At 61.1% G+C, this 22,745-nt stretch carries 21 protein-coding genes and 1 tRNA gene; 16 read left to right on the forward strand and 6 right to left on the reverse strand.

What is annotated here, in order from left to right; translation table 11 throughout:
* Positions 1-21: 21 nt before the first annotated feature.
* The 10 genes from ACSQ20_RS05180 to ACSQ20_RS05225 all read left to right on the forward strand — a co-directional run bounded on the left by ACSQ20_RS05180 (position 22) and on the right by ACSQ20_RS05225 (position 12,382).
* The gene (locus ACSQ20_RS05180) at positions 22-2,331 is read left to right on the forward strand and encodes a DNA translocase FtsK (protein ID WP_436018079.1); all 2,310 of its coding nucleotides are present in this window, start codon (positions 22-24) and stop codon (positions 2,329-2,331) included.
* 43 nt (positions 2,332-2,374) lie between these two features.
* Positions 2,375-3,100, forward strand: coding sequence for an outer membrane lipoprotein chaperone LolA (lolA, locus tag ACSQ20_RS05185; RefSeq protein ID WP_436018081.1), 726 nt, complete (start codon positions 2,375-2,377; stop codon positions 3,098-3,100).
* Between the two features lie 42 nt (positions 3,101-3,142).
* Complete coding sequence (locus ACSQ20_RS05190) at positions 3,143-4,459, forward strand: replication-associated recombination protein A (RefSeq protein WP_436018083.1); 1,317 nt, start codon at positions 3,143-3,145, stop codon at positions 4,457-4,459.
* A gap of 87 nt (positions 4,460-4,546) precedes the next feature.
* Positions 4,547-5,842: a serine--tRNA ligase gene (gene serS / locus ACSQ20_RS05195; RefSeq protein WP_436018085.1), complete on the forward strand. Its 1,296-nt coding sequence runs from the start codon at positions 4,547-4,549 to the stop codon at positions 5,840-5,842.
* A gap of 111 nt (positions 5,843-5,953) precedes the next feature.
* Positions 5,954-6,044, forward strand: a tRNA-Ser gene (locus ACSQ20_RS05200).
* A 191-nt stretch (positions 6,045-6,235) separates the two neighbouring features.
* Entirely contained in the window at positions 6,236-6,667 is a 432-nt protein-coding gene (locus tag ACSQ20_RS05205; protein WP_436018087.1) for an STM2901 family protein, read from the forward strand.
* Complete coding sequence (locus ACSQ20_RS05210) at positions 6,667-7,020, forward strand: DUF1493 family protein (RefSeq protein WP_436018089.1); 354 nt, start codon at positions 6,667-6,669, stop codon at positions 7,018-7,020. Before ACSQ20_RS05205 ends, ACSQ20_RS05210 begins: the two co-directional genes overlap by 1 nt.
* A complete protein-coding gene (gene vgrG, locus ACSQ20_RS05215) occupies positions 7,005-7,865 on the forward strand; it encodes a type VI secretion system tip protein VgrG (RefSeq protein ID WP_436018091.1) in 861 nt (286 codons plus the stop codon). The genes ACSQ20_RS05210 and vgrG overlap by 16 nt, the downstream gene beginning before the upstream one ends.
* Before the next feature lie 327 nt (positions 7,866-8,192).
* Positions 8,193-11,048, forward strand: a complete 2,856-nt coding sequence (locus ACSQ20_RS05220; protein ID WP_436018093.1) for a DUF2339 domain-containing protein — start codon at positions 8,193-8,195, stop codon at positions 11,046-11,048.
* Positions 11,045-12,382 (forward strand): DUF3999 domain-containing protein, encoded by a 1,338-nt coding sequence (locus ACSQ20_RS05225; protein ID WP_436018095.1) that lies wholly within the window; start codon positions 11,045-11,047, stop codon positions 12,380-12,382. Before ACSQ20_RS05220 ends, ACSQ20_RS05225 begins: the two co-directional genes overlap by 4 nt.
* Positions 12,383-12,406: 24 nt before the next feature.
* Here the strand turns inward: ACSQ20_RS05225 and ACSQ20_RS05230 are convergent, their stop codons facing one another.
* On the reverse strand, positions 12,407-13,042 hold the full coding sequence (locus ACSQ20_RS05230; RefSeq protein WP_436018097.1) for a hypothetical protein: 636 nt from the start codon (positions 13,040-13,042) through the stop codon (positions 12,407-12,409).
* A gap of 341 nt (positions 13,043-13,383) precedes the next feature.
* Here ACSQ20_RS05230 and ACSQ20_RS05235 point away from each other — a divergent pair, with 341 nt between their 5' ends.
* The 4 genes from ACSQ20_RS05235 to minE all read left to right on the forward strand — a co-directional run bounded on the left by ACSQ20_RS05235 (position 13,384) and on the right by minE (position 15,916).
* Positions 13,384-13,890, forward strand: coding sequence for a GNAT family N-acetyltransferase (locus ACSQ20_RS05235; protein WP_436018099.1), 507 nt, complete (start codon positions 13,384-13,386; stop codon positions 13,888-13,890).
* 147 nt (positions 13,891-14,037) lie between these two features.
* The gene (gene minC, locus ACSQ20_RS05240; RefSeq protein WP_436018101.1) at positions 14,038-14,778 is read left to right on the forward strand and encodes a septum site-determining protein MinC; all 741 of its coding nucleotides are present in this window, start codon (positions 14,038-14,040) and stop codon (positions 14,776-14,778) included.
* Between the two features lie 49 nt (positions 14,779-14,827).
* On the forward strand, positions 14,828-15,643 hold the full coding sequence (gene minD, locus ACSQ20_RS05245) for a septum site-determining protein MinD (RefSeq protein WP_436018103.1): 816 nt from the start codon (positions 14,828-14,830) through the stop codon (positions 15,641-15,643).
* 12 nt (positions 15,644-15,655) lie between these two features.
* Positions 15,656-15,916: a cell division topological specificity factor MinE gene (gene minE / locus ACSQ20_RS05250; protein WP_436018105.1), complete on the forward strand. Its 261-nt coding sequence runs from the start codon at positions 15,656-15,658 to the stop codon at positions 15,914-15,916.
* 27 nt (positions 15,917-15,943) lie between these two features.
* Here minE and ACSQ20_RS05255 read toward each other — a convergent pair whose 3' ends face one another.
* Positions 15,944-17,386, reverse strand: coding sequence for a chloride channel protein (locus ACSQ20_RS05255; RefSeq protein ID WP_436018107.1), 1,443 nt, complete (start codon positions 17,384-17,386; stop codon positions 15,944-15,946).
* A 285-nt stretch (positions 17,387-17,671) separates the two neighbouring features.
* Here ACSQ20_RS05255 and ACSQ20_RS05260 point away from each other — a divergent pair, with 285 nt between their 5' ends.
* Together ACSQ20_RS05260 and opgC are read left to right on the forward strand one after the other, a co-directional pair.
* Positions 17,672-17,818: a hypothetical protein gene (locus tag ACSQ20_RS05260; RefSeq protein ID WP_436018109.1), complete on the forward strand. Its 147-nt coding sequence runs from the start codon at positions 17,672-17,674 to the stop codon at positions 17,816-17,818.
* A gap of 230 nt (positions 17,819-18,048) precedes the next feature.
* On the forward strand, positions 18,049-19,209 hold the full coding sequence (gene opgC / locus ACSQ20_RS05265) for an OpgC domain-containing protein (RefSeq protein WP_436018111.1): 1,161 nt from the start codon (positions 18,049-18,051) through the stop codon (positions 19,207-19,209).
* Between the two features lie 41 nt (positions 19,210-19,250).
* On the opposite strand, the gene ACSQ20_RS05270 is transcribed toward opgC, so the two are convergent.
* The 4 genes from ACSQ20_RS05270 to ACSQ20_RS05285 all read right to left on the reverse strand — a co-directional run bounded on the left by ACSQ20_RS05270 (position 19,251) and on the right by ACSQ20_RS05285 (position 22,744).
* A complete protein-coding gene (locus tag ACSQ20_RS05270; protein WP_436018113.1) occupies positions 19,251-20,567 on the reverse strand; it encodes an MFS transporter in 1,317 nt (438 codons plus the stop codon).
* A gap of 186 nt (positions 20,568-20,753) precedes the next feature.
* Positions 20,754-21,263 carry a TonB family protein gene (locus ACSQ20_RS05275; RefSeq protein WP_436022925.1) on the reverse strand — a complete coding sequence of 170 codons (510 nt, stop codon included), beginning with the start codon at positions 21,261-21,263 and terminating at the stop codon, positions 20,754-20,756.
* 102 nt (positions 21,264-21,365) lie between these two features.
* Positions 21,366-21,953, reverse strand: coding sequence for a C39 family peptidase (locus ACSQ20_RS05280; protein WP_436018115.1), 588 nt, complete (start codon positions 21,951-21,953; stop codon positions 21,366-21,368).
* Complete coding sequence (locus ACSQ20_RS05285; protein WP_436018117.1) at positions 21,950-22,744, reverse strand: hypothetical protein; 795 nt, start codon at positions 22,742-22,744, stop codon at positions 21,950-21,952. The genes ACSQ20_RS05280 and ACSQ20_RS05285 overlap by 4 nt, the downstream gene beginning before the upstream one ends.
* Between the last annotated feature and the right edge of the window lies 1 nt (position 22,745).

Consider the following 22,745-nt stretch of genomic DNA (forward strand, 5'->3'; position numbering starts at 1 on the left):
TCACCAAGCCTTTACGGATTCATGGCCAAAGCTCCCTATTCCGCGCACGCGCAAGCCTTGCCGCATCGCATGTCGCGTCTTTTCACCGAGATCCGCTGGATTTTGCAGGTCGCGCTCTGCGCGTTCCTGCTGATGGCGCTCGTCAGTTACAGCCGCAGGGACCCGAGCTGGACGCACGCCGCGCAGGTAGATCACATCGTCAATTGGGCCGGCCGCGTCGGCGCGTGGACGTCGGACATCCTGCTGCTCTTGTTCGGCCTGTCCGCCTACTGGTGGATCGCACTGCTCGCGCGGCGGATCGCTGCGAACTACCGCCGGCTGACGCATCAGGCTGCGCTCGAAGACGAAACCCCGCGCGAGTCGTGGCTGGCGGACGCGTTGGCGTTCGCGCTCGTGCTGATTGCATGCGACGGCATTGAAGCGTTGCGCATGTGGTCGCTGCACGTGCAGTTGCCGCGCGCGCCGGGCGGCATTGTCGGCGACGCCGTCGCGCGCGGCGTTTCGCACGCGCTCGGCTTCACGGGCGGCACGCTGGCGCTGCTGGTGACGCTTGGCATCGGTTTGTCGCTTTATTTCCGTTTCTCGTGGCTATCGGTTGCCGAGCGCGTTGGCGAGGCGCTCATTTCCGCCGTGACATTTGCGAAGCTGCGCCGTGAAGCCGGGCGCGACCGCAAGCTCGGCGAGGTGGCGGCCGTCAAGCGCGAAGGCAAGGTCGAACAAGGCCGCGTGCGGATCGAGGAACACGAGCCTGTGACGATCGTGCCGGCTGTCGCTACGCCGGCGAAGTCCGAGCGCGTGGAAAAGGAAAAACAAGTGCCGCTTTTCGCCGACCTGCCTGGCGATAGCACGCTGCCGCCCATTGCGCTGCTTGATCAGGCGCCTGTCGTGCAAGAGTCGGTCTCGGCCGACACGCTCGAATTCACGTCGCGTCTGATCGAGAAAAAGCTGAAGGATTTCGGCGTGGAAGTCAGCGTTGTCGCGGCGTACCCGGGGCCTGTCGTCACGCGTTATGAAATCGAGCCGGCGACGGGCGTGAAGGGCAGCCAGATCGTCAATCTCGCGAAGGATCTCGCACGTTCGCTTTCGCTTGTTTCGATTCGTGTGGTGGAGACCATTCCCGGCAAGAATTTCATGGCGCTCGAGTTGCCGAATCAGCGGCGCCAGACGGTGCGGTTATCTGAAATTCTGGGCTCCGAAGTCTATGCCGATGCCGCGTCGAAGCTGACGATGGGCTTGGGCAAAGACATCAGCGGCAAGCCGGTGTGCGCCGACCTTGCGAAGATGCCGCACTTGCTCGTGGCGGGCACTACCGGTTCCGGCAAGTCGGTCGGCATCAACGCGATGATCCTGTCGCTCCTTTACAAGGCGACCGCGGACGAAGTGCGGATGATTCTGATCGATCCGAAGATGCTCGAAATGAGCGTCTACGAGGGCATTGCGCATCTGCTTTGCCCCGTTGTCACGGACATGCGCCAGGCGGGTCACGCGCTCAACTGGACCGTGGCTGAGATGGAGCGCCGCTACAAGCTGATGAGCAAGCTCGGCGTGCGCAATCTGGCGGGCTATAACAACAAGATCGACGAAGCTGCGAAGCGCGATGAAAAGCTGCCCAACCCGTTCAGCCTCACGCCCGACGAGCCGGAGCCGCTTACGCGGTTGCCCCATATCGTCGTCGTGATCGACGAGTTGGCCGATCTGATGATGGTAGTCGGCAAGAAGGTCGAGGAACTGATCGCGCGGATTGCGCAAAAAGCTCGCGCGGCCGGCATTCATTTGATTTTGGCGACACAACGGCCGTCGGTCGACGTCATTACGGGCCTCATCAAAGCCAACGTGCCGACGCGCATGGCGTTCCAGGTTTCATCGAAGATCGATTCGCGGACGATCCTCGATCAGCAAGGCGCGGAGTCGCTGCTTGGCATGGGCGACATGCTTTATCTGCCGCCCGGTAGCGGCTTGCCGGTGCGGGTGCACGGCGCGTTCGTGTCCGACGATGAAGTGCATCGCGTCGTCGAGAAGCTCAAAGAGCAGGGCGAGCCGAACTATGTCGAAGGGCTGCTTGAAGGCGGCATCGCCGACGAGGGCGATGAAGGCTCGGCCGGCGTGGCCGGTGCGGGTGGCGGCGAGGAATCGGACCCGCTTTACGATCAGGCCGTCGAGATCGTGGTCAAGCATCGACGCGCCTCGATCTCGCTCGTGCAACGGCATCTGCGCATTGGCTACAACCGCGCCGCACGATTGCTCGAACAGATGGAGCAATCGGGCTTGGTCTCGACGATGTCGTCGAACGGCAATCGCGAGATTCTCGTGCCTGCGCGCGAAAGCGATTAGCGCCCGCACGAGCGGCCTGAGTTCATCACGGAGAATCATCCCCATGCAGCATCATTTCCGGCAGGACGTCGTGCGTTTGCTTCCGTCAGCGGGCAACCGCCGCGCGGCGTTACGTGTGTTGGCTCGTGGTATGGCCTCGGCTGTGCTGGGCACCGTGCTTGTTCTCGCCGCGCCCGTTGCATTTGCAAGTGGCACCGAGCAGTTGAAGGCATTTGTCGCGCAGGTGCACTCGGCGCGTGGGCATTTTGTGCAAAAGGAAGTGAAAGCGCCATCGAAAGCACAGGCGCAGGCCGGCAAGCCGGCGATGGGCGGCTCGTCGAGCGGCAGCTTCGTCTTCGCGCGGCCCGGCAAATTCATTTGGACGTATGAAAAACCTTACGAGCAGGTCTTGGAGGCCGACGGCGACAAGCTCTTCGTGTACGACAAGGACCTGAATCAGGTGACGATTCGCAAGCTCGGCGGCGCATTGGGCGCGAGCCCGGCGGCAATCCTTTTCGGCAGCAACGATCTCGAGCAGAACTTCACGCTGCACGATGCGGGCGTGAAGGGGGGCATTGATTGGCTCGAGTTGTTGCCGAAGGCGCGCGACACGCAATTCGAGCGGGTCGGCATCGGTTTTCGCGATGGCAACCTCGAAGCGATGGAATTGCACGATGTGTTCGGCAACGTGACGCTGCTCACGTTTTCCAACATCCAGAAGAACCCGCCGCTCAAGGCCGATACGTTCAAATTTACGGTGCCGAAAGGCGCGGACGTCATCAACGATTGAGCGCGGGTAGACGCCGCTGCCTCGCCCGCTATGGATCACGACATGTTTGAAGACCCCCGCGCCGCTGATATGCCGCTTGCCGAGCGGTTGCGGCCGCGTACGATCGACGACGTGATCGGCCAAAATCACCTGCTTGGGCCGATGAAGCCGTTGCGCGTCGCGTTCGAGTCGGGCGAGCCGCATTCGATGATTCTGTGGGGGCCACCCGGGGTCGGCAAAACCACGCTGGCGCGGTTGATGGCAAACGCGTTCGACGCTGAATTCATTGCGCTGTCAGCGGTGCTCTCGGGCGTGAAGGACATTCGCGAAGCTGTCGAGGTTGCGCAGACGCACCGAGCGCATGGCCGTCGTACGCTCGTGTTCGTTGACGAAGTTCATCGTTTCAACAAGGGCCAGCAGGATGCGTTTTTGCCGCATGTCGAGTCGGGGCTTTTTATATTTGTCGGCGCGACGACGGAAAATCCTTCGTTCGAGGTGAACGGTGCGTTGCTTTCGCGGGCGGCAGTCTATGTGCTCAAGGGCCTTGATGACGACGAGCAGCAAGCGTTGCTCGACCGTGCCTTGCTTGCGTTGGGTGGTCTCAGCGTGACCGATGAAGCGAAGGCGCTGTTGATCGGCTCGGCGGACGGCGACGGCCGCAAACTGCTCAACAATGTCGAGATCGTCGCACGCGCTGCCAGCGCGCAAAAGACGACTGATATCGATGGTGCGTTGATTGCAAGTGCGCTGACGGAAAACCTGCGTCGATTCGATAAGGGTGGCGACGCGTTTTATGACCAGATCAGCGCGTTACACAAGTCGGTTCGCGGCAGCAATCCGGACGGCGCGCTCTATTGGTTTTGCCGGATGCTCGATGGGGGCGCCGATCCTCGCTACCTTGGGCGGCGGATTGTACGGATGGCGTGGGAAGACATTGGCTTGGCCGACCCGCGCGCGCCGCGCATCGCACTTGATGCGGTTGAGACTTACGAGCGCCTTGGCACGCCGGAAGGCGAACTCGCACTCGCACAGGCGCTGATTTACCTGGCGGTCGCGCCTAAGTCAAACGCCGGCTATGTTGCTTATAACGAAGCGCGGCGTTTTATCGGCAAGGATCGTTCGCGCGGTGTGCCCGCGCACTTGCGCAATGCGCCAACCAAGCTGATGGAGTCGCTCGGCTATGGTCGCGAGTATCGTTACGCGCACGACGAGCCCGACGCTTATGCCGCTGGTGAAACTTATCTGCCCGACGGTATGCGCGAGCCGCATTGGTACCGGCCGACGCCACGCGGTCTGGAGGGAAAGATCGGCGAAAAGCTGACGCGGCTTGCCGACCTTGACGCTGCATGGCGCAGCGAACACAAAGCGAAGGACGACTGAACGTTTCGTTTGTCGCGTCGCGTTGGGCGGGGCGAGCGGGCCGTGCGTTAAAATCGCGGTTTTATTTCACGATAATCGACTCTCCCCATGCTCGACATTCAGTTGCTGCGCAAAGATCTCGAAGGCGTTGCCGCGCGCCTTGCCGCACGCGGCTATACGCTCGACGTTGCGGCGTTCTCGGCGCTCGAAAGCGAGCGGCGCGCGATTCAGACGCGCACTGAAGAATTGCAAGCGCGTCGTAACAGCCTTTCGAAGCAGATCGGCGCGATGAAGGGGCGCGGCGAAGATACCGCTGCGCTGATGGCCGAGGTGGGCAGCATCGGCGACGACATGAAGGCGTCGGCGGCGCAACTCGACGATATCCAAGGCCGCTTGCATAAGCTGATGCTCGAGATGCCGAATGTGCCGCATGAGAGCGTGCCCGCCGGCAATGACGAGAGCGGCAATGTCGAAGTAAGACGCTGGGGTACACCGAAGCAATTCGATTTCGTGGTGAAAGACCATGTCGACGTGGGCGCGCCGCTTGGGCTCGACTTCGAGACCGGCGCGAAGCTTGCCGGTGCACGTTTTACGGTGTTGCGTGGCGCGATGGCGCGTTTGCATCGCGCGCTCGCGCAATTCATGCTCGATACACATACGCAGCACCACGGTTATACCGAGACGTACACGCCTTATATCGTCAACCCCGAGATTCTTTACGGCACCGGGCAATTGCCGAAATTCGCGGACGACATGTTTCGGGTGGAGAAGGGCGGCGGCGATAACGTGGTGACGCAATATCTGATTTCGACGTCTGAAATTCCGCTGACGAATACGGTGCGCGAGAGCATTCTCGATGCGGCCGCATTGCCGGTGAAGCTCACTGCGCATTCGCCTTGTTTTCGTTCGGAGGCTGGGTCTTACGGCCGCGATACGCGCGGCATGATTCGCCAGCACCAGTTCGACAAGGTCGAGATGGTGCAGATCGTGGCGCCTGAGGCTTCGTACGATGCATTGGAGCAAATGGTCACACATGCCGAGGCGATTCTGCAGAAGCTGGAGTTGCCGTATCGGGTGATCACGCTTTGCACCGGGGACATGGGTTTTTCGGCGGCGAAAACTTACGATCTCGAGGTATGGCTGCCGGCTCAGCAGACATATCGCGAGATTTCGAGTTGCTCGAACACGGAGGCGTTTCAAGCGCGGCGTATGCAGGCGCGTTATCGCAATGCGCAGGGCAAGCCGGAGCTTGTGCACACGCTGAACGGTTCGGGGCTGGCGGTGGGGCGAACGCTTGTCGCGGTGCTGGAGAATTTCCAGAATGCCGATGGGTCGGTGACGGTGCCCGCGGTGTTGCGTCCGTATTTGGGCGGGCTTGAACGGCTTGAGGTGGCGGAAGGGTGATGGCCCTCGCTTGGGCAAGCGGCCAAAAAGTTCTTGGAATGCTGTTCGCCATGTTCTATAATCTTCGCTTCGCCAAATAGCGACCAGCTTGGTGAATACGATGTAAGCAGCGGAAAGGTGGCAGAGTGGTCGAATGCGCCGGACTCGAAATCCGGTGTACGGTTATACCGTACCGTGGGTTCGAATCCCACCCTTTCCGCCAGAACATCAATGAATACGGGCCCTTCGGGGCCTGTTTTTGTTTGTGGTCGCAAAATTGCGACTTGGGTATCTAATCAGATATTCGTCAGCGCTGCGTCGGATAACAGATGGTCAGTGACGCCATTGCAATAACGCGTGCTGTGAGCTGTTCTGCTATCTTGGCGCTTCGGTAATAACGAAGGTTAAAACTGCATGCGAAACGAATATAGCTTTGGGATTCATCACAACCTCTCGTCAACAGAATTATTCTTCCTTGTTGCGGTCGATGAAACGTCAAAGCAGTTGGGCGTCGACGATATAGTCGGCGTCGCAATGATTCTCGCAGGCGCACGGTTTGTCCCGACGCGAGGCAAGTTTACGGGGGCAGTTAAGGGTACGTCGCTAGCATCACTGTGGTCCCGCCGTTTGTTGCCCTACGAAATAAAATATCGAATATTGCCGACGTTCACTTCATTTAAAAGCGTTGCGTTGCTACGTGCGAAACTGACAAGAGATATTGGTGTCTTCGTGGGCCGTGCTATTCCGAGCGTAGGTTGGGTTATCACGGCTGCCGATGTCGCGGCGATCGGCTATAAAACGGTTATCCAATACAATCGTCTGGTGAAGCCCGAGGACCGTCTGTAATGCGCGACGAATGGCAAACCCTACAGCAGTTTATCCGCGAAGTTCGCGGTCCGTCACCGTTTGGATTGGACGACGAGCTAACTCGCGACATGGATCTCTATCATGATCTCGACTGGAGACCAGACCGGATCGTGGAAATTATGAACCGGTGGGCCGAGTGCTTCGGCGTCGATATCAGCGAGTTTGACATCGCCCACTACATACCGTCGGTAAAGATGCGAACGAGTGAGTTTCTCGTGGCTACGTTGAAAGCGCCGTTCAGCGCTACCGCCAGAGACGCGCTCGGCGGGCGGCTGCTGACCCTCGGAATGATGGAGGAGGCCATGCGTCGAGGCAGATGGATCCGCGAATAGCGGGGGTTAGAGCGTGTGACTACGGCGCTTTGCCGGTTTGGGATTGGAAGGTCTACGAGCCTGATCCGTCGATGACGATGGCGTGTCAGTTCGACGAGCACGATCACAACTATGTGCATCGACGCTGGGAGCATCTGGGTCTGTGCTACTGGTATGAGCACACAGCAAGCGCCCACAAGCTGATCGTGTCCGATCCCGTGCGTACTGAGCCGGCGATCGACGGCAGCAGCCCGGCGATTCCCTATCAAACAGAGGCGGGCTCGCAAGAGGCCGACGGCATTGCGTCGTGGTCGCCGATCCAACATGTGACATCGACGCACGCTGCACAGTCGCGTGCCGACTTTAAGGACCCTACGCTGACCGCGAAGAGTGGGGGCTTGGCCGATTCGCGGATCGATGGGTGGGCTGGCAGCGGCATGCCGAAGCTGGAGTGGTACGAGTACGCTGGTGCGTACGGCCATCGCAATACCGATGACGGCCAAAAGGTGACCGGGCGGCGCGTTGACGCGATCGGGGCGATTGCGCGGCAATGGGAAGCGAGCGGCAATAACCGCTTCGTGATGCCTGGCAGATGGTTCCGGCTGACAGATCATTTCGGCGGCTCGATCAGCCAGAACAGCCACGATGATGAATACCTGATCGTCTCGGCGCATCACGTCGCGACGAACAATTATCTTCAGGGTGTCGGGACCCCAGCGATTTATAGCAACCGATTCACGTGTGTTCGTCGAAATACACCGTGGCGACCGGTGCCTGGATATGGCAGCGTGCAAACGCGCATTCTTGCGCCACAGACGGCGACCGTTGTAGCGTCACACCAGTCTGTGGGGACTATCGTGCGTTAGCGCGTCAAGGATGGCGGGCGCCCGTTGACGCTCGCGGAACGACGGAGGAAGCCACGCGCCGAGGACGATAGATAATCCCCTAAAAAACCGTTTGCCGCGTTACCGATTTCGCCGAGCAATCACAACAACGCAGACATTCAAACCTACCATTTGGGCGCGCTGTCATTGCAATAAGCGATTAACGTCCCATGCATTCAAAATGCGCGAAACCCTGTGGTAGCCTACGCATCGATTTCCCGCATATCGCTATGCCGGTCGACGCCGATTTCAATCAGCCATATACCGGTTCCCGTTATTCACGCGCGACGAAGCGAAAAAGAGGACGAAATGCGCTGGCTCTTTGGAATGTTAGGTTTGCTATTCGGCTTGATGGTGGCCGAATTCACCGATACGTCGATGTTTAACGGAGCGGTGTTGGGCACGCTCGTGGGCGTAATACTCGGCGCACTGATCTACAAAAAGCCACCGGGGCAAGCTACCTCGTCACCAACGGCAGCCCACTCGATTCACGGCAACGCGGAGCCTTCACCGACGCTCGCCGCACGCGTCGAACGGCTCGAGCAGGAAGTCGCGAGCTTAAGGCACGAACTAGCACTGTTGCGTGGCGACGAGTCTGCGCAGCTTTCGGCTGCGCTCGATGCGCAATGGCCTGCAACGTTACCCGTGCCACCGTCGCCCGCTGAGCCTGCCGGCATATCGGAACCCTTGCCCGCAGGGCCAATGGCAACCGCACCGGCAACCGCCGCGGCCTCCGAAGCCAATCCAATCGACACACCAGCCACGCCAACGCCTGCCGCTCCCGGTCTCTTCGAGCGCGCTTTTAGCGCCGCGCGCGACTGGCTCATGGGCGGCAACACTGTCGTGCGCGTCGGCATTGTAGTGCTGTTCTTTGGTGTTGCCTTCCTGCTCAAGTACGCCTCCGATAACGCCATGCTCCCGATCGAATTCCGCCTCGCTGGCGTGGCACTGGGGGCAGTAGCATTACTTGCAACCGGATGGCGTATCGGCGCACGCCGCGGTGCATACGGGCTCGTGCTTCAAGGCGGCGGCGTAGGTGTGCTGTATTTGACCGTATTCGCCGCTACGCGGCTTTACGGCTTGCTACCCGCGCAAGCCGCATTTCCTTTACTGGTGTTGATTTGCGCGCTGAGCGCATTCCTCGCGGTGCGGCAGGACGCTGCGTCGCTCGCATTTCTCGGCAGCGCAGGCGGCTTCCTGGCGCCCATCCTGATATCGAGCGGCGGCGGCAGCCACGTTGTGCTATTCAGTTACTACGCACTCCTAAATGCCGGCATTTTAGCCATTGCCTGGTTCAAAGCATGGCGGCCGCTCAATTTGCTCGGCTTCATATTCACATTCGTTATCGGCACGGCATGGGGCGTTACGTCGTACCACCCCGCGTTACTCCCAAGCACCGAGCCGTTCTTGATTTTGTTTTTCCTGATGTATGTCGGCATTTCGCTGCTTTACGCACTGCGTCGTGAGCTCGCGCTGCGACATTACGTCGATGGCACGCTCGTATTCGGCACACCGATTGTATTTCTTGGATTGCAAGCCGGATTGATGAGCCGCATTCCCTTTGCGCTGGCATGGAGTGCCGTCGCGCTCGCGGCCTTCTATGTTGCGATCGGCTTTTGGCTGGCGCGTCGCCGCAGCGGATTGACGCTGCTGTTTCAAGCAATGCTGGCGCTCGCCGTGATTTTTTCTACGCTTGCTATTCCGCTTGCATTCAGCGGCCCCACGACGAGCGCCGCATGGGCGATCGAAGGCGCGGCCGTGACGTGGCTCGGCGTACGGCAGCGACGCTTCACGCAGTTCGGCTTCGGCTTGCTGATGCAAGTGGCCGCGGCATGCGCGTATTTGGTGAGCCAGCTCTTCTTCACAGGTGGACCTGCGCTATCGGTGTTGAACGGCCCGTACATCGCGACCTTGTTGCTCGCGCTCGCGGGCATCTTCACCAGTTGGCAGTTGCACGGCCGCGAAGACGCACGCGCGTGGCGTGCATGGATGCCGCAAGTCGGTCTCGTCGCTGCGCTATGGGGATTGCTGTGGTGGATCAGCGGCGGTATGAACGAGATCACCTGGTACGCGCAATCGCATATCGCCTCGAACCGCGCGCATTTCACCGTCAACGCTGGTGTGCTCTTCACCATTCTGACAGCTTGGTTGGCGCACGCGCTGCGAACCGGGCTGAAATGGCCGCTCGCGCAATGGCCGGCACTTGCGGTGTCACCGGTGCTGGCGTGGCTCGCACTCGCTGCGCTCAACTTCGGCACGGCGCCGCTCGCTGGGCTTGGCGTCGTCGCTTGGCCGCTGGCTATCGTGCTCGCGTATCTGCTGTTATGGCGTCAGGAACGCGATGTTGACACGCGCATCATCGCGCCGCTCCATACGCTGATGTTCTGGACGCTTTGCTGCCTGCTCGCGCAACAAGCGTACTGGCGCTTGCATGCCTACGTGCCGGAGGGCGCGTGGAGTTGGAGCGTGTGGGCGTATGGCGTGGGTCTGCTGGTACTGCTTGTCTCGACCGCCGGCACGCATTTGCGCTGGCCGATAGCGAGATTTGCGCGTGCCTATCAGCTTTGGGCAGCCGGCCCGCTCGTGGCGTTGCTGTGGCTCTGGACAATCGCAAGCCTGCAAAGCGATGGCGATGCTTCGCCGCTTTCATGGCTGCCGATACTCAATCCGCTCGACGTGGCGCAACTGCTGGTTTTCGTCGCAGCGTACGCCTGGCTGCGTCGCGTGAAGGCGCTTGGCTTCGCGTTGTCGTACCGCGGTTTCACCTACGCCGTCGCGGCCACGATCTTTCTGTGGCTCAACGCGCTCCTCTTGCGCGCACTCCATCATTGGACGAACGTGCCCTATCGCTTCGAGGCGATGGCGCAGTCGACGCTCGCACAGGCCTGCGTATCGGTGCTCTGGACGCTGTGTGCGCTCGCGATGACGATCTGGGCGACACGCCGTGCGTCCCGCGCGCTCTGGCTTGCCGGTGCAGTTTTGCTGGCGGTGACGGTCATCAAGCTCTTCTTGTTCGATTTATCGCATGTGAACGGCATCGAGCGCATCGTGTCGTTCATCGGCATTGGCTTGATGCTGCTGCTGATCGGCTATTTTTCTCCGCTGCCGCCGAAAGCGCGCGTCGAAAACGATAACGGCAATACAACGGAGGATGGGGTCTCATGAAGCGTTTGCTTGCCGCGTGCGCGAGTGTTGCCGTCACGCTGTTCGCGATGGCGAACGCGACGGCTTCGACTAATGATCCTTTCACGCATCGTTTCGCATTGGATCTCCAGGGTCGTGCTGCGTACTATGCGCTCACGCTGCCGCCTGCCGTCTATACCGCGAGCCGCCGGCACGATCTTGGCGACCTGCGTGTGTTCAACGGCGCAGACGAACCTGTGCCTTATTCGCTCGACGCGCCAGGCGCAATCGATGCGGCTTCCGTTTCCTCGCATCCAGTCAAATGGTTCCCGTTGCCGCCCTCCGATCCCGGCGATGCTGCGAAGACACCCGGTGTTGCCGTCGCACCTGACGGCACGCTGAGATTCTCTGCTGCTGAACCCAGGCCGCTACGGCGCAACGCTGATCTGCTCGACCTTGGCGCAGGCGCGCAACGTGTCGATGCGCTCGCGATTCATCTGAGCGACGACAGCTATCAAGGGCGTGTGCAGGTGGCGAGCAGTGCCGATCTGCAGCAATGGCGAGTGGTGGCCGATGCGACGATTCTCAAAGTCAAACACGATGGCGATACGCTTGCACAAGAGCGCATCGCGCTCGCTGGCCTCGGCGATCGCGATCGCTATATGCGCCTCCGATGGCTGGATGGCGCGCCTGACATCGCCGCAGTGGATGTCGAGGTGCGCTCACCCAACGCGCCGTTGCAGCACGACGCGCGCGAGTGGCGTGAAGGGCTCGTCGCCCGGGCGGGCCAACTCGTCGGCGAATATCTATTTGCAACCGATGGAGGCTATCCGGTTGATCGCATCAGGATCGAGGTGCCGCAGGCGAATACGGTTGTGCGTGCCACCGTTTACTCGCGACCGAATGCCGCCGTGCCGTGGCGTGAAGTTGCGCACGGGCTGCTCTTTCGACTCGAACAAGGCGGCGGCGAGCAACGCAATGCGCCGTTTGAAATGGCGCCCGATGCTGACCGCGAATGGCGCATGGTCGTCGATGCGCGTGGTGGCGGCCTTGGCAGCGGGGCGCCCACGGTCGCGGTGGGATGGCAGCCGGCGCTGCTGACATTCGTCGCTCGTGGCGCACCACCTTTCACGCTCGCCGTGGGCAATGGCCGGCTAACGCCGGCCGCCGCACCACGCGACAATCTGCTAGTCGGCAATGCGTCGGGCATCGGTACGGCGAAGGTTGGCCACACGTTGGCCGTGCCGCCAGACGAAGTGCGCGAGGCGACGGCCGGTACGGAAGATACCCCGCGCCGATATGTGCTGTGGGGTGCGCTCATCTTGGCAGTGAGCGTATTGGCTGCGATGGTCTGGCGACTTGCTCGGCAGTCCTAACCAATTGCTGGCGCGGCCGGCACGTCAGTTTCTGTATGGCAGGTGCTCGTCGATCTGCATATTTATCCGGGCCGGTTCGACTGCCTGACCCGTTGCTTGAAAAAGCGCTATTTGCGCTCGATCGCGCGCGAGCCGCAAGTTGTGAACTTCCTTCGGCTCGACCAAGTGCGCCGTGGCCACCGCGCTCCGATATAGATTCAGCGCATTGACGAGATCGGTCATGCTGGTCGGTTGTCGAGCGAGCGCGTAGAGGTTGTCGTACTCTTGCGCCGGCCCCGCGGCCGTTGGCCTGGGCAACGACAGAATAGCCCGCGTTTCCGCCGTCGCCGTCGTGAGCAACTGAGTGATGGCTGCCTCTTGCTCGGCGCTGGATGCCGGCGTAGGCGTAGCGGTAGGCGCAGGCGCATTCGAAGAGCAGGCCGCCGCGAGCATGCCACCTGCCACGCCGGCCGCACCCCTTAGCATCCTTCGTCGGTCCAGCGTGGGCGCGTCGGTGCCGCCGGCGGTTTCTCGTCGTGCCACGAGTCCGGCGAGCGCTGCGGGAAGTTTCGCACGTGCGCGTTCGCCGAAGCTTTTGGGCGCGTTCGTATCCGCGCTCGTTTGCGCGAGCTGCCGAGCTTGCTCGACGCCGCGACTCCCACCGTTGATATGCACTCCCACGGTTAGTTCTCCTATCGATGTTAGATGTGAAAACCACAAGGTTACTTCGCTGCGTTGCACGGCACGCCGTAGCCCCGAAGCCAGCGGTCGCTCGACGAAGCCGAGGTGCTTTTTGCCAACAGCAACAACACGCGAAGCACTTCGATTAGTACTCCTTACCGATAAAACGACGACCACATTCGAAGCCGCTCGCACTTCCTTTCATTAGCCTTACGTGTTATAGAAGCATGTGGCGCGCGCCTTGCAACCCGGCCTTTGCATTCGCCGCTGTGCGTAATTTGACTCCTTGCTCGGTTAGGACGAAGCTACGCATCAGCATTTTTCCCGTCAATCGGATACTCATGAGTTCATCGCTGACAGTTCGCCGTATCGCCGCCGACCAGGGCGCAACGCTTCGCGAGTTACGCACCGCGGCTCTGCGCGAAGCGCCGTATGCGTTTGACGAGACACTCGAAGAAGCGCTCGACGAAAAGACCGAGACGTTCGATGTGGTCGCGGCGCGGCATGCTGCCTCCGAGGTTTGTGCGTCGTTCATTCTTTATACCGAGGGCCACCCCGCCGGCTCGATCGGCGCCTACTTCGACGATGCGCACAAGGCTTTTGTCTGCGCGCTATGGGTTGCGCCGGCCGTGCGTCATTTGCGCGGCGGCGAATTGCTCGTCAACACGGCAAGCGAATGGCTTGCCCAACGCGGGGCCGACGAAGTGCACGCCTGGATCACGGACGCCAACCGCAACGCGATGCGGTTTTACGAGCGGCTCGGCTTTGGCCCAACCGGTGACCACGTGCGCGTGCCGCGCACGCCCGATGCGTGGGAGACGCTGCTCGTGCGTCACGTGAAGCGCTGACGCTGAGCAGCGGCGCTTGGCCGCCAATCCGCCAGGCCGGTGCCTCCCGCAGGCAGGCCGCCATCTTCATCGATTCCTCAGACGCGCGAAAATTCTGGCTGGGGGCGCCGACCCCTGTAAAATACGCAAAATTTTTGCTTCAACGCCATGTCGCTGAATAAATCGCCATTCTTCGAACTACGCAGCGGCTCGGTCGATACGCTCTTGTTCGTCGTCAAGACAACCGATCTCGACGCACTCAAGCGCGAGCTTACGCGGCGCTTCGAAGCGACACCCGAATTTTTCGCGGGCGATGTCGTCGCAATCGATCTGCGCCGTCTCGGTGAGGGCGAACGTGTGCCGCTCGACGATATCGCACGCTTGCTTGATGCCGTGCGCATGCGGGCGCTGGGCGTCATCGCCGCGCCGCATCAGCTCGACTGGGCGGGGCAAGCGGGCTTGCCGCTCGTCGAAGCGCGCGACAAGCGGGCGGGGAGTGCAACGAAAGCGGAAAGTGCGGAGCCGAAACGCATCGACGATGCAGTGGCGGCACCGGTTGAGCCCATCGCGGCTGCGCCTACACTCGTCATCGACAAGCCGCTGCGCTCGGGCCAGCAGATCTACGCGAAGGGCGATCTGATCGTGCTCGGGCTCGTGAGCTACGGTGCCGAGGTCATCGCCGAAGGCAACATTCACATTTACGCGCCGTTGCGCGGCAGAGCGCTGGCGGGCGTGCATGGCAATCACGCGGCGCGCATCTTCTGCACATGTCTCGAGCCGGAACTGATTTCGATCGCGGGCATCTATCGAACGACTGAGAATGCGCTGCCGGCCGACGTATTGGGCAAGTCGGTGCAAATCCGGCTTGCCGACGAGAAATTGATCATCGAGCCGTTGCGGCTCACGTGAGCCCGCGGGCTCATCGAACCTCATTTGACGAACACAGGGTAAGGGGAAAATGGCAAAAATCGTGGTGGTCACTTCGGGCAAGGGCGGCGTCGGTAAAACCACGACGAGCGCGAGCTTCGCGTCGGGCCTCGCCTTGCGCGGCAACAAGACTGCCGTCATCGACTTCGACGTTGGCCTGCGCAATCTCGATCTCATCATGGGCTGCGAGCGCCGCGTCGTGTATGACTTCATCAACGTGATTCAGGGCGAAGCCAATCTGAACCAGGCGCTGATCAAGGACAAAAAGTGCGAGAACCTGTTCGTGCTGCCTGCATCGCAAACACGCGATAAAGATGCGCTGACGCTCGAAGGTGTCGAGAAGGTCATCAACGATCTCGTCGGCATGGGCTTTGACTACATCGTTTGCGATTCGCCTGCCGGTATCGAATCGGGTGCGCTGCTCGCGATGCATTTCGCGGACGAAGCGCTCGTCGTGACGAACCCCGAAGTGTCGTCGGTGCGAGATTCCGACCGCATTCTCGGCATTTTGTCGTCGAAAACGAAGCGTGCCATCGATGGCAAGGAGCCGATCAAGGAGCATTTGCTCATTACCCGCTACAACCCGAAGCGCGTGAGCGAAGGCGAAATGCTTTCGCTCTCCGATATCCAGGAAATCTTGCGTATCGAATTGATTGGCGTCGTGCCGGAATCGGAAGCGGTGCTTCACGCGTCGAACCAGGGCCTGCCTGCCGTGCACATGGACGGCACCGACGTGGCGGAAGCTTATAAGGATATCGTCGACCGTTTCCTCGGCGAACAAAAGGCGTTGCGTTTTACCGATTACCAGAAGCCGGGGCTTTTGCAGCGCCTCTTCGGCAATCGGTAAGGGGGGTACGTAATGTCGATTCTTTCGTTTTTGCTCGGTGAGAAAAAGAAGTCCGCATCGGTCGCCAAGGAGCGTTTGCAACTGATCATCGCGCACGAGCGCGCAGGCGGGCACGCGCCGGCCGATTACCTGCCCGCGCTGCAACGTGAACTCGTCGCCGTCATTTCCAAGTACGTCAAGATTTCGGACGACGATATCCGTGTGAGCCTCGAGCGGCAGGACGATCTCGAGGTGCTCGAAGTCAAGATCGAAATTCCTCAGGTTCAGGTTTGATGGGCGCTGCTCGCTGAGAAAAACTGATTAGTTGTCCTGATCATAGGCGCGGCGCGTGGTGCGGTCGTCGCTTTCGCTGTCGCCTTTGTTTCCGTTTTCTTTTTCGTCTTCGAAGAGCGGTTCGAGGGTACTGGGCGAATCCTCGGGCGCTGCCGCCGCGGCGGCATGCGCCGAGTGGCTCAGATAGCGGTGCGCAAGCGATTCATAAAGCGGCGGCGTAATGAGCCTCGACACGCGGCTGGCAATCAATGCGGTCGCCATTAGCGAGATGACGAGCGCGTGCCCGTTGATCATCTCCATCACGATGACGAACGACGTGATGGGCGATTGCGTCACGGCAGCCATATAGCCGACCATCGCAAGCGCAATCAGCATCGGCAGTTGCATGTCGGTGAATACCATGTGCAGCACATTGCCGAAGCCCGCGCCGATCGACAGCGACGGCGCGAAGATCCCGCCTGGAATGCCGGGCATATACGAGCCGACCATCGAAATCATTTTGAGGACCGGATAGGCCCACGACAATTGCTCCTGACCGTCGAGCAGGCCGCGCGCTTCGGCGTAGCCGCTGCCGAACGTCGTGCCGCCCGACGCGATACCGACGATTGCAATGACGAGTCCACAAAGGGCACCGAAGGCAACAGGCTGTTCGCGGTGCAGCCGCTGCATCGGCGCGGGCTGCCAGCGCGACGTGTTGAGCAGCAACCACGAGAAAAGGCCGCCGGCAAGGCCCGTGATCAGCGCTGTAATGACGACAGCCACTGCCAGCAGTTTCGGAAAGTGCTCGCCGAGGTGAATGGTGCCGAAGTACGTGTAATTGCCGTTCATCCCGAGCGCGATGACACCTGCCACGATGATTGCGGTAATCAGCACGCCGCTCGTGCGTGTTTCGAAACTGCGCGTCAGCTCTTCGATTGCAAAGACGATCCCGGCCAGCGGGGTGTTGAACGCCGCGGAAAGACCCGCTGCGGCACCGGCCAGTACCAGTTGGCGTTCGATCAGCGCGTTCGAGCGCGGATAAAACCGCCGCAAATGGAACATCAGCGTGGCGCCGATCTGCACCGTCGGGCCTTCGCGCCCGATGGTGAAACCACCGAGAATGCCGAGAAACGACACGGCGATCTTGCCGATCAGCACGCGCATGCCGAGCAGGCGCGGTCCGAGCATGGTCGTGCCTTCTTCGAGCGTCGCGATGACTTGCGGAATGCCGCTACCCTCGGCGCCGCGGAAAAAACGGCGCGTGAGCCATACCGATGTTGCCCCTACTGCGGGTGTCACGACGAGCGGCAGCCACGCGTGACGATGCTGCATCGTATGAAATGCCTCGTAGCCCCAATCGATCAGGCGCGCGTAGAAAACGGCGAGCAGACCGACGGCGATCGCCCCGAGCCAGAAGACGCCGTAGCGGCGCCACAACTGCCTCGCGTGCCGAAGCAAACGGGAGGTAGGGGCGAGCATTATCGGGGGCATGGTGTCGGTGGCCAAAGCGGCAATTATAACGGCGAGGCATGTGCGTGACCCCCGTCGATCAATGGAGTTGATGTTTCGTCTGCATATTACGCCGCTGTTAAATCTGTGCCCGTTCGTTGGCGTGCTATTTCAAAGGCGTCCGCCCCACGGCGCTGGCGGCAAAAAGCACACGTGCGTTGTAATGCGCCAATGCAGCTCGCTTACAAATTGCAACCGCTCGTCAGGCGGCACTCCTGTCCAATCGAATCCGGCCGTCGATAAACAACACGGCGACAGGAGAAAGACATGAAACGCTCGGCATTGATCTGGACAGCGGGCCTGCTGCTTATGGCCACGCTAGCAGGATGTGTGGTTGTGCCGGCAGGCGGCTACTACTCAGGCTATTACGGCGGCGAATATCACCACCACCATTACGATCACAATCGCTATTGAAAGACTGCAAGCACCAGCGCTAAAAAAATAACGCTTCTACGGCGTGTATTTGTACGCGACGGTCTCGAATGGGCATAGTGTCTCGTACACCGGAACGCATATCGTTGGATCTGGCGCAAACTCTGCTTCGCGCCAGGTGACACCGATTATCGATGGGAACGAACAGCGCGGGAATTTTTTGCCCTCGCATGTGTTCTCACTGCGTTTCAAGCCCCATTCGAGGTATACCGATGAGTGCGTCTGCAGGACGATCGATCGAAGTGGATTTTCTACGAGGCGTGGTGTTGATCGTCATTGCGATCGACCACATCTCGAGCGGCGTGCTGCAGCACGCGATGCTGCACAGCTATGCCTATTGCGATGCCGCAGAGATATTCGTGTTCCTCGGCGGCTATGCGTCGGCTGCCGCTTATACCGGTGTGGCTGCGCGGCGGGGCGAGCTGGCTGCGCGCTGGCGCTTCGTCAAGCGCTCATTGGAAATTTATCGCGCCTATTTGTTGACTGCCGCACTGATGCTTGTCGGTGGCGCAATGCTTAGCCGCTTGCCGTGTGTGCCACCCATGGTTGCCGATACGGGTTGGCCCATATTGCTGCAGCGTCCGCTGCAAACGCTTGGCGAGATCGTGCTCCTGCTCCGGCAGCCGTATCTGTCGGCCGTCTTGCCGATGTATGTGTTGTTCGCGCTTTTTGTGCCGCTCGTCATGCCGTTGGCGCGCAAAGCGCCCGCGGCTGCGTTGGCCGCGAGCTTGGCGATCTGGCTCACCGCGCCGTGGCTCGGCATGCTGCTGCCACACGCCGAGCACGCCGATTGGCCGTTCAACCCGTTCGCATGGCAACTGATGTTCATGCTCGGCATGCTCGTGCGGCTGCACCCGGTACCAGCAGACGTTCAGGCGAGTGCGACAGCAAGCCGGCTGACGCGCGCAGCATTCGTGGTGGCGCTGACGTTCGCATTCGTGAAGCTTTGCATCGATGGCCATCCATCGCCCGGCTATATGAAACAGAATTTGGCGAGTGTGCGCATTGTCAGCTTTTTGTCGCTCGCCTGGCTGTGCGGGCAAGCGGTGCACCTCGGCTGGGTGCGCGCGTTGGCGTTACGGTTATCGGGCGTGGTGGCGGTGGGCAGGCAGGGGCTGATTTGTTTTGTCGGCGGCACAGTTGTGTCGATTTCAATCGACACCGCGCTCTCGCTTGCGCACGTGCGCACCGACAACCTCCTTGCTGATTGGCCGATCCGCTTGCTTGGTGACGCATCGGCTATTGCGCTGCTCGTCATGCTCGCGCGTGCCGCGACGCGTCTGAAGGCCGGCCGCAGCGGAACAGCAACCGTCCCCGCGGCGCTGGTCCGCGTGGACGCCAGAGCGCGTGGCAGGTTGCCCGAGCGAGGTTGAACGTCGCGCGCGGTGCGCTTGATGCGCGCGGCGCAAATCGTTTAGTTCAACGAAACATCTCGCGTCTCGCGCATCAAGAGCACCGCGACGAGACTTACTGCGGCGGCTAACGACACATAACCGCCGACCCATGCCAGACCGCCGCGCGCGGCAAGCATCTGCGCGATATAGGGCGCCACCGACGCGCCCAGAATGCCGCCAAGGTTGTATGAGACACCTGCACCCGTGTAGCGCACGCTCGTCGGGAAAAGCTCGGGGAGCAGGGCACCCATCGGCGCGAAGGTGATGCCCATCAGGAACAACTCGATCGTCAGGAACGTCGCAACGAGCGGCGCCGATCCGCTACCAACGAGCGGAGCCATCGTGAAGCCGGACAAGATCGCGCCGGTGATACCCACCATCAGCACAGGGCGCCGGCCGAACTTGTCGCTTGCCCATGCCGAAAGCGGCGTGGCCAGCGCCATGAATAGGACTGCGAAGCAAAGCAGGCCCAGAAAGCTCTGCCGCGAGAAATGCAGGGTCGATACACCGTACGAGAGCGTGAACACGGCCGAGATGTAAAAGAGGGTATAGCAGACGACCATGGCGAGCGCGCCCAACAGCGTGGGGCCCGCGTAACGCGTGACGAGCGTGACGAGTGGCACGCGCACGCGCTCATGTCGCTCGATCGCCGCCTGGAACGCCGGCGTCTCGGCAATCTTGAGCCGTACATACAGCCCGAGCGCGACGAGCACGGCGCTCAACAGGAACGGCACACGCCAGCCCCAGCTGCGGAATTGTTCATCGGACAATGCGAGCGCGAGGCCGAAGAAAAGTCCGTTCGACGCGAGGAAGCCGACTGACGGGCCCAGCTGCGGGAACATGCCGAACCACCCGCGACGTCCAGGCGGTGCATATTCGGTCGCGAGCAGTGCTGCGCCGCCCCATTCGCCGCCAAGGCCGATGCCTTGTCCGAATCGCAGCACGCACAGCAGCACGGGCGCGAGGCCGCCGATGGTGTCATAGCCCGGCACGAAGCCGATCAACGTGGTCGAGACGCCCATTACGAGCAACGACGCAACAAGCGTCGACTTGCGGCCGATGCGGTCCCCGAAGTGGCCGAACAGAAACGAACCGATCGGCCGTGCGATAAAGGCGAGACCGAACGTGACGAATGCGGAAAGCGCTTGTGCCGTCGCCGAACTGCGCGGAAAAAATACCGGCCCAATGACGAGGGCCGCTGCCGTGGCGTAGACGTAGAAATCGTAGAACTCGATCGCAGTGCCGATGAAACTCGCGAATATGATGCGCGAACGGCTCGATGCCGCGGTTGCGTCGGAAGCGGATGCCATCGCGGGCGATGACGGCGAAGCGGACATATCAGTCTCCGTGGGTCAGGACGGACAGCGCCAAGCGGTGCATGAGCATGCGGCGCCGCGAGCGGATGCACGTCTATGATCGTTTTTCGAGCGGATTGCGATTTCGTGGCGAAGGCGCGCTGAATTATAGCGAGTTGTGCCTTGCTTGATGCGGCATCGCGTGTGACGAAGCGATGCCGCAGTGCATCAATCGAACGCTTGTGCCTGCGGTTTTGCAAGCGTGCGCAATTGGAATTTGCCGTCGTCGTTAAACAGCCAGTCCTCGAAAATTTCGACTTGGCCCACATGATTGAGCAGTTTCGCGGGCGGGGCGGGCAGCGGCGCCGCACGTCGCAGGGTGGCAAGCGCTGTCGCTTCCGCTTCGTCGTCGCCGTTCGTGCGATACACCGACGACGCAATCAGCTTGCCATTGCGATCGACAGTAAAAGCCACGACGACGAGCGAGCGCAGCATGGCCTGCGGTGCGCGCTGCTGCACGTAAGAGGGGTTACGGTCGACGATGTGCTGCGCGATGGAATGGCGGTACGCGTCGAGCGTCTGGCTGTTGATCGCTGCTGGCGGCGGCGCGGTCAGTGCCGATGGGCGTTGCGGCGTCGTGAAGGTACAGGCGCTTATAACGGCCAGTGCACCGAGCGAAAGCAAATACAAACGCCCGCAGGCGCGCGATGCGGCGAGGGGGGGAAGGTAGGCGATCATGGCACGGGACATCTTCGAAGGAGCGCTCGGATACGCGCGCGATATGAGAAAAGGGTAGGCTATCGCGCGCCGTTGCGCATCCTGGTTCTCCTTAATAGCCGATTAATAGCTGATCAACGATTCCGCCCACCAGTGCGTGCCCATATCGCCGCTGCCGCTTCTGATCCACGAGTAATTGCCGTATCCGGCGCCTTCGCCGGGCCATGGATTCATAAAATAGACGGCCGACCCGCTGTCGTCGAAGCCGTCGACGACGATGAAGTGCCCACCACCGCCTCTCCAGCTCCACAGTATGACGACCGGGTTACCGCCGCCGATTGCCGAGCGGATCGCGGCGTAGCTTAGCGGCGCGCGGTAGTAGCGCGATGGACGACGGCCAAACCCCCACAGAATGCCTTCGATGCCGGTCGTGCCCCCGAGGTAGTTCCCAGAGTTTGCCGCGTTGTTCCAGTAGAACGGGTACGAGCCGCATGCGTAGGTGATTGAATCGACCCAGTTCGCGATCCGGCATTGCGTCTGGTTGATGCCGCGATAGGCCAATACCGCAACCGCATCGGCGTCCCAGCACCAATCGCTGTGCTCTTGCACCACGAGTGGCACGTCGAGCTGTTTGGCCGAGGCGAAGACCGTACACGGAAGCGCTGTTGCAATCGAGCCTGCGATGAGGCAAGCCGCGGTGTGGGTTTTCATGGGGCTGCTCCCGGATGATCGAAGCGGGGGTCTACCATGCCGCGCCGTACGCTCTCACGCAACACCGGCAGAATGTCCTGCTCGGACATCGCGGCGCGCTTTACCGCCGCCAAGCCGTTTTGCTGGGTTGCCCCGGCCCCGGTAGCGGCAAGCGAGCGGGCGCTCAGCAGTGGAACGTAGCCGGGCTCCGCTGGCGATCCGCTGACGGCCGGAGGCATCACCTCGACGAAGTCCGCGTGCCCTTGTTCGCTACGAACGAAGCGCATGCGCGGCGGCGGCTGACTTGCTTCGTAGCTGGTTATGACATCGGCGATGTCGGCGGCCAGGGCAGCCGCGCCGACCTCGACCATCTGCCATCGTCCTTGCAGCTTCGCAACGGTAATGAGCCCGACCGCGCTATCGTCGAGCAGTACGACGAAGCGCCAGACACCGGTATGGCGCAAGCTTGCGTCGATACCATCCCCGGCAAGCAATGGACCGGGATCGATGACATACATCTCGAAGCCGTAGCCGATGGTTGCTCGCCGAAGCGCATCGTCCCGGTCGACAGCCAGGATGCGACCGGCGTATCGCCCGCTGCTGTGGGCGAGCGGATGGTCCGCCAGTGTTCGCAGCGCTTGTTCCGCAGCCTGGCGTTGAGGTGTGCCGCGGGCGATGGCGATGATGCCCGAGGGCGATGATGGATTGGTGGCGCTTGTCGACGCCGGCTCGGCAGCTGCGACGGCCGTTGCAGCACCGCCGAGGACGTTTATTAGTACTGCTAACAAAATCAACTGACGTTGCGTTCGCACG

Source organism: Trinickia sp. LjRoot230 (genome assembly GCF_964253315.1).
In the GTDB taxonomy this organism is placed as follows: Bacteria; Pseudomonadota; Gammaproteobacteria; order Burkholderiales; family Burkholderiaceae; genus Trinickia.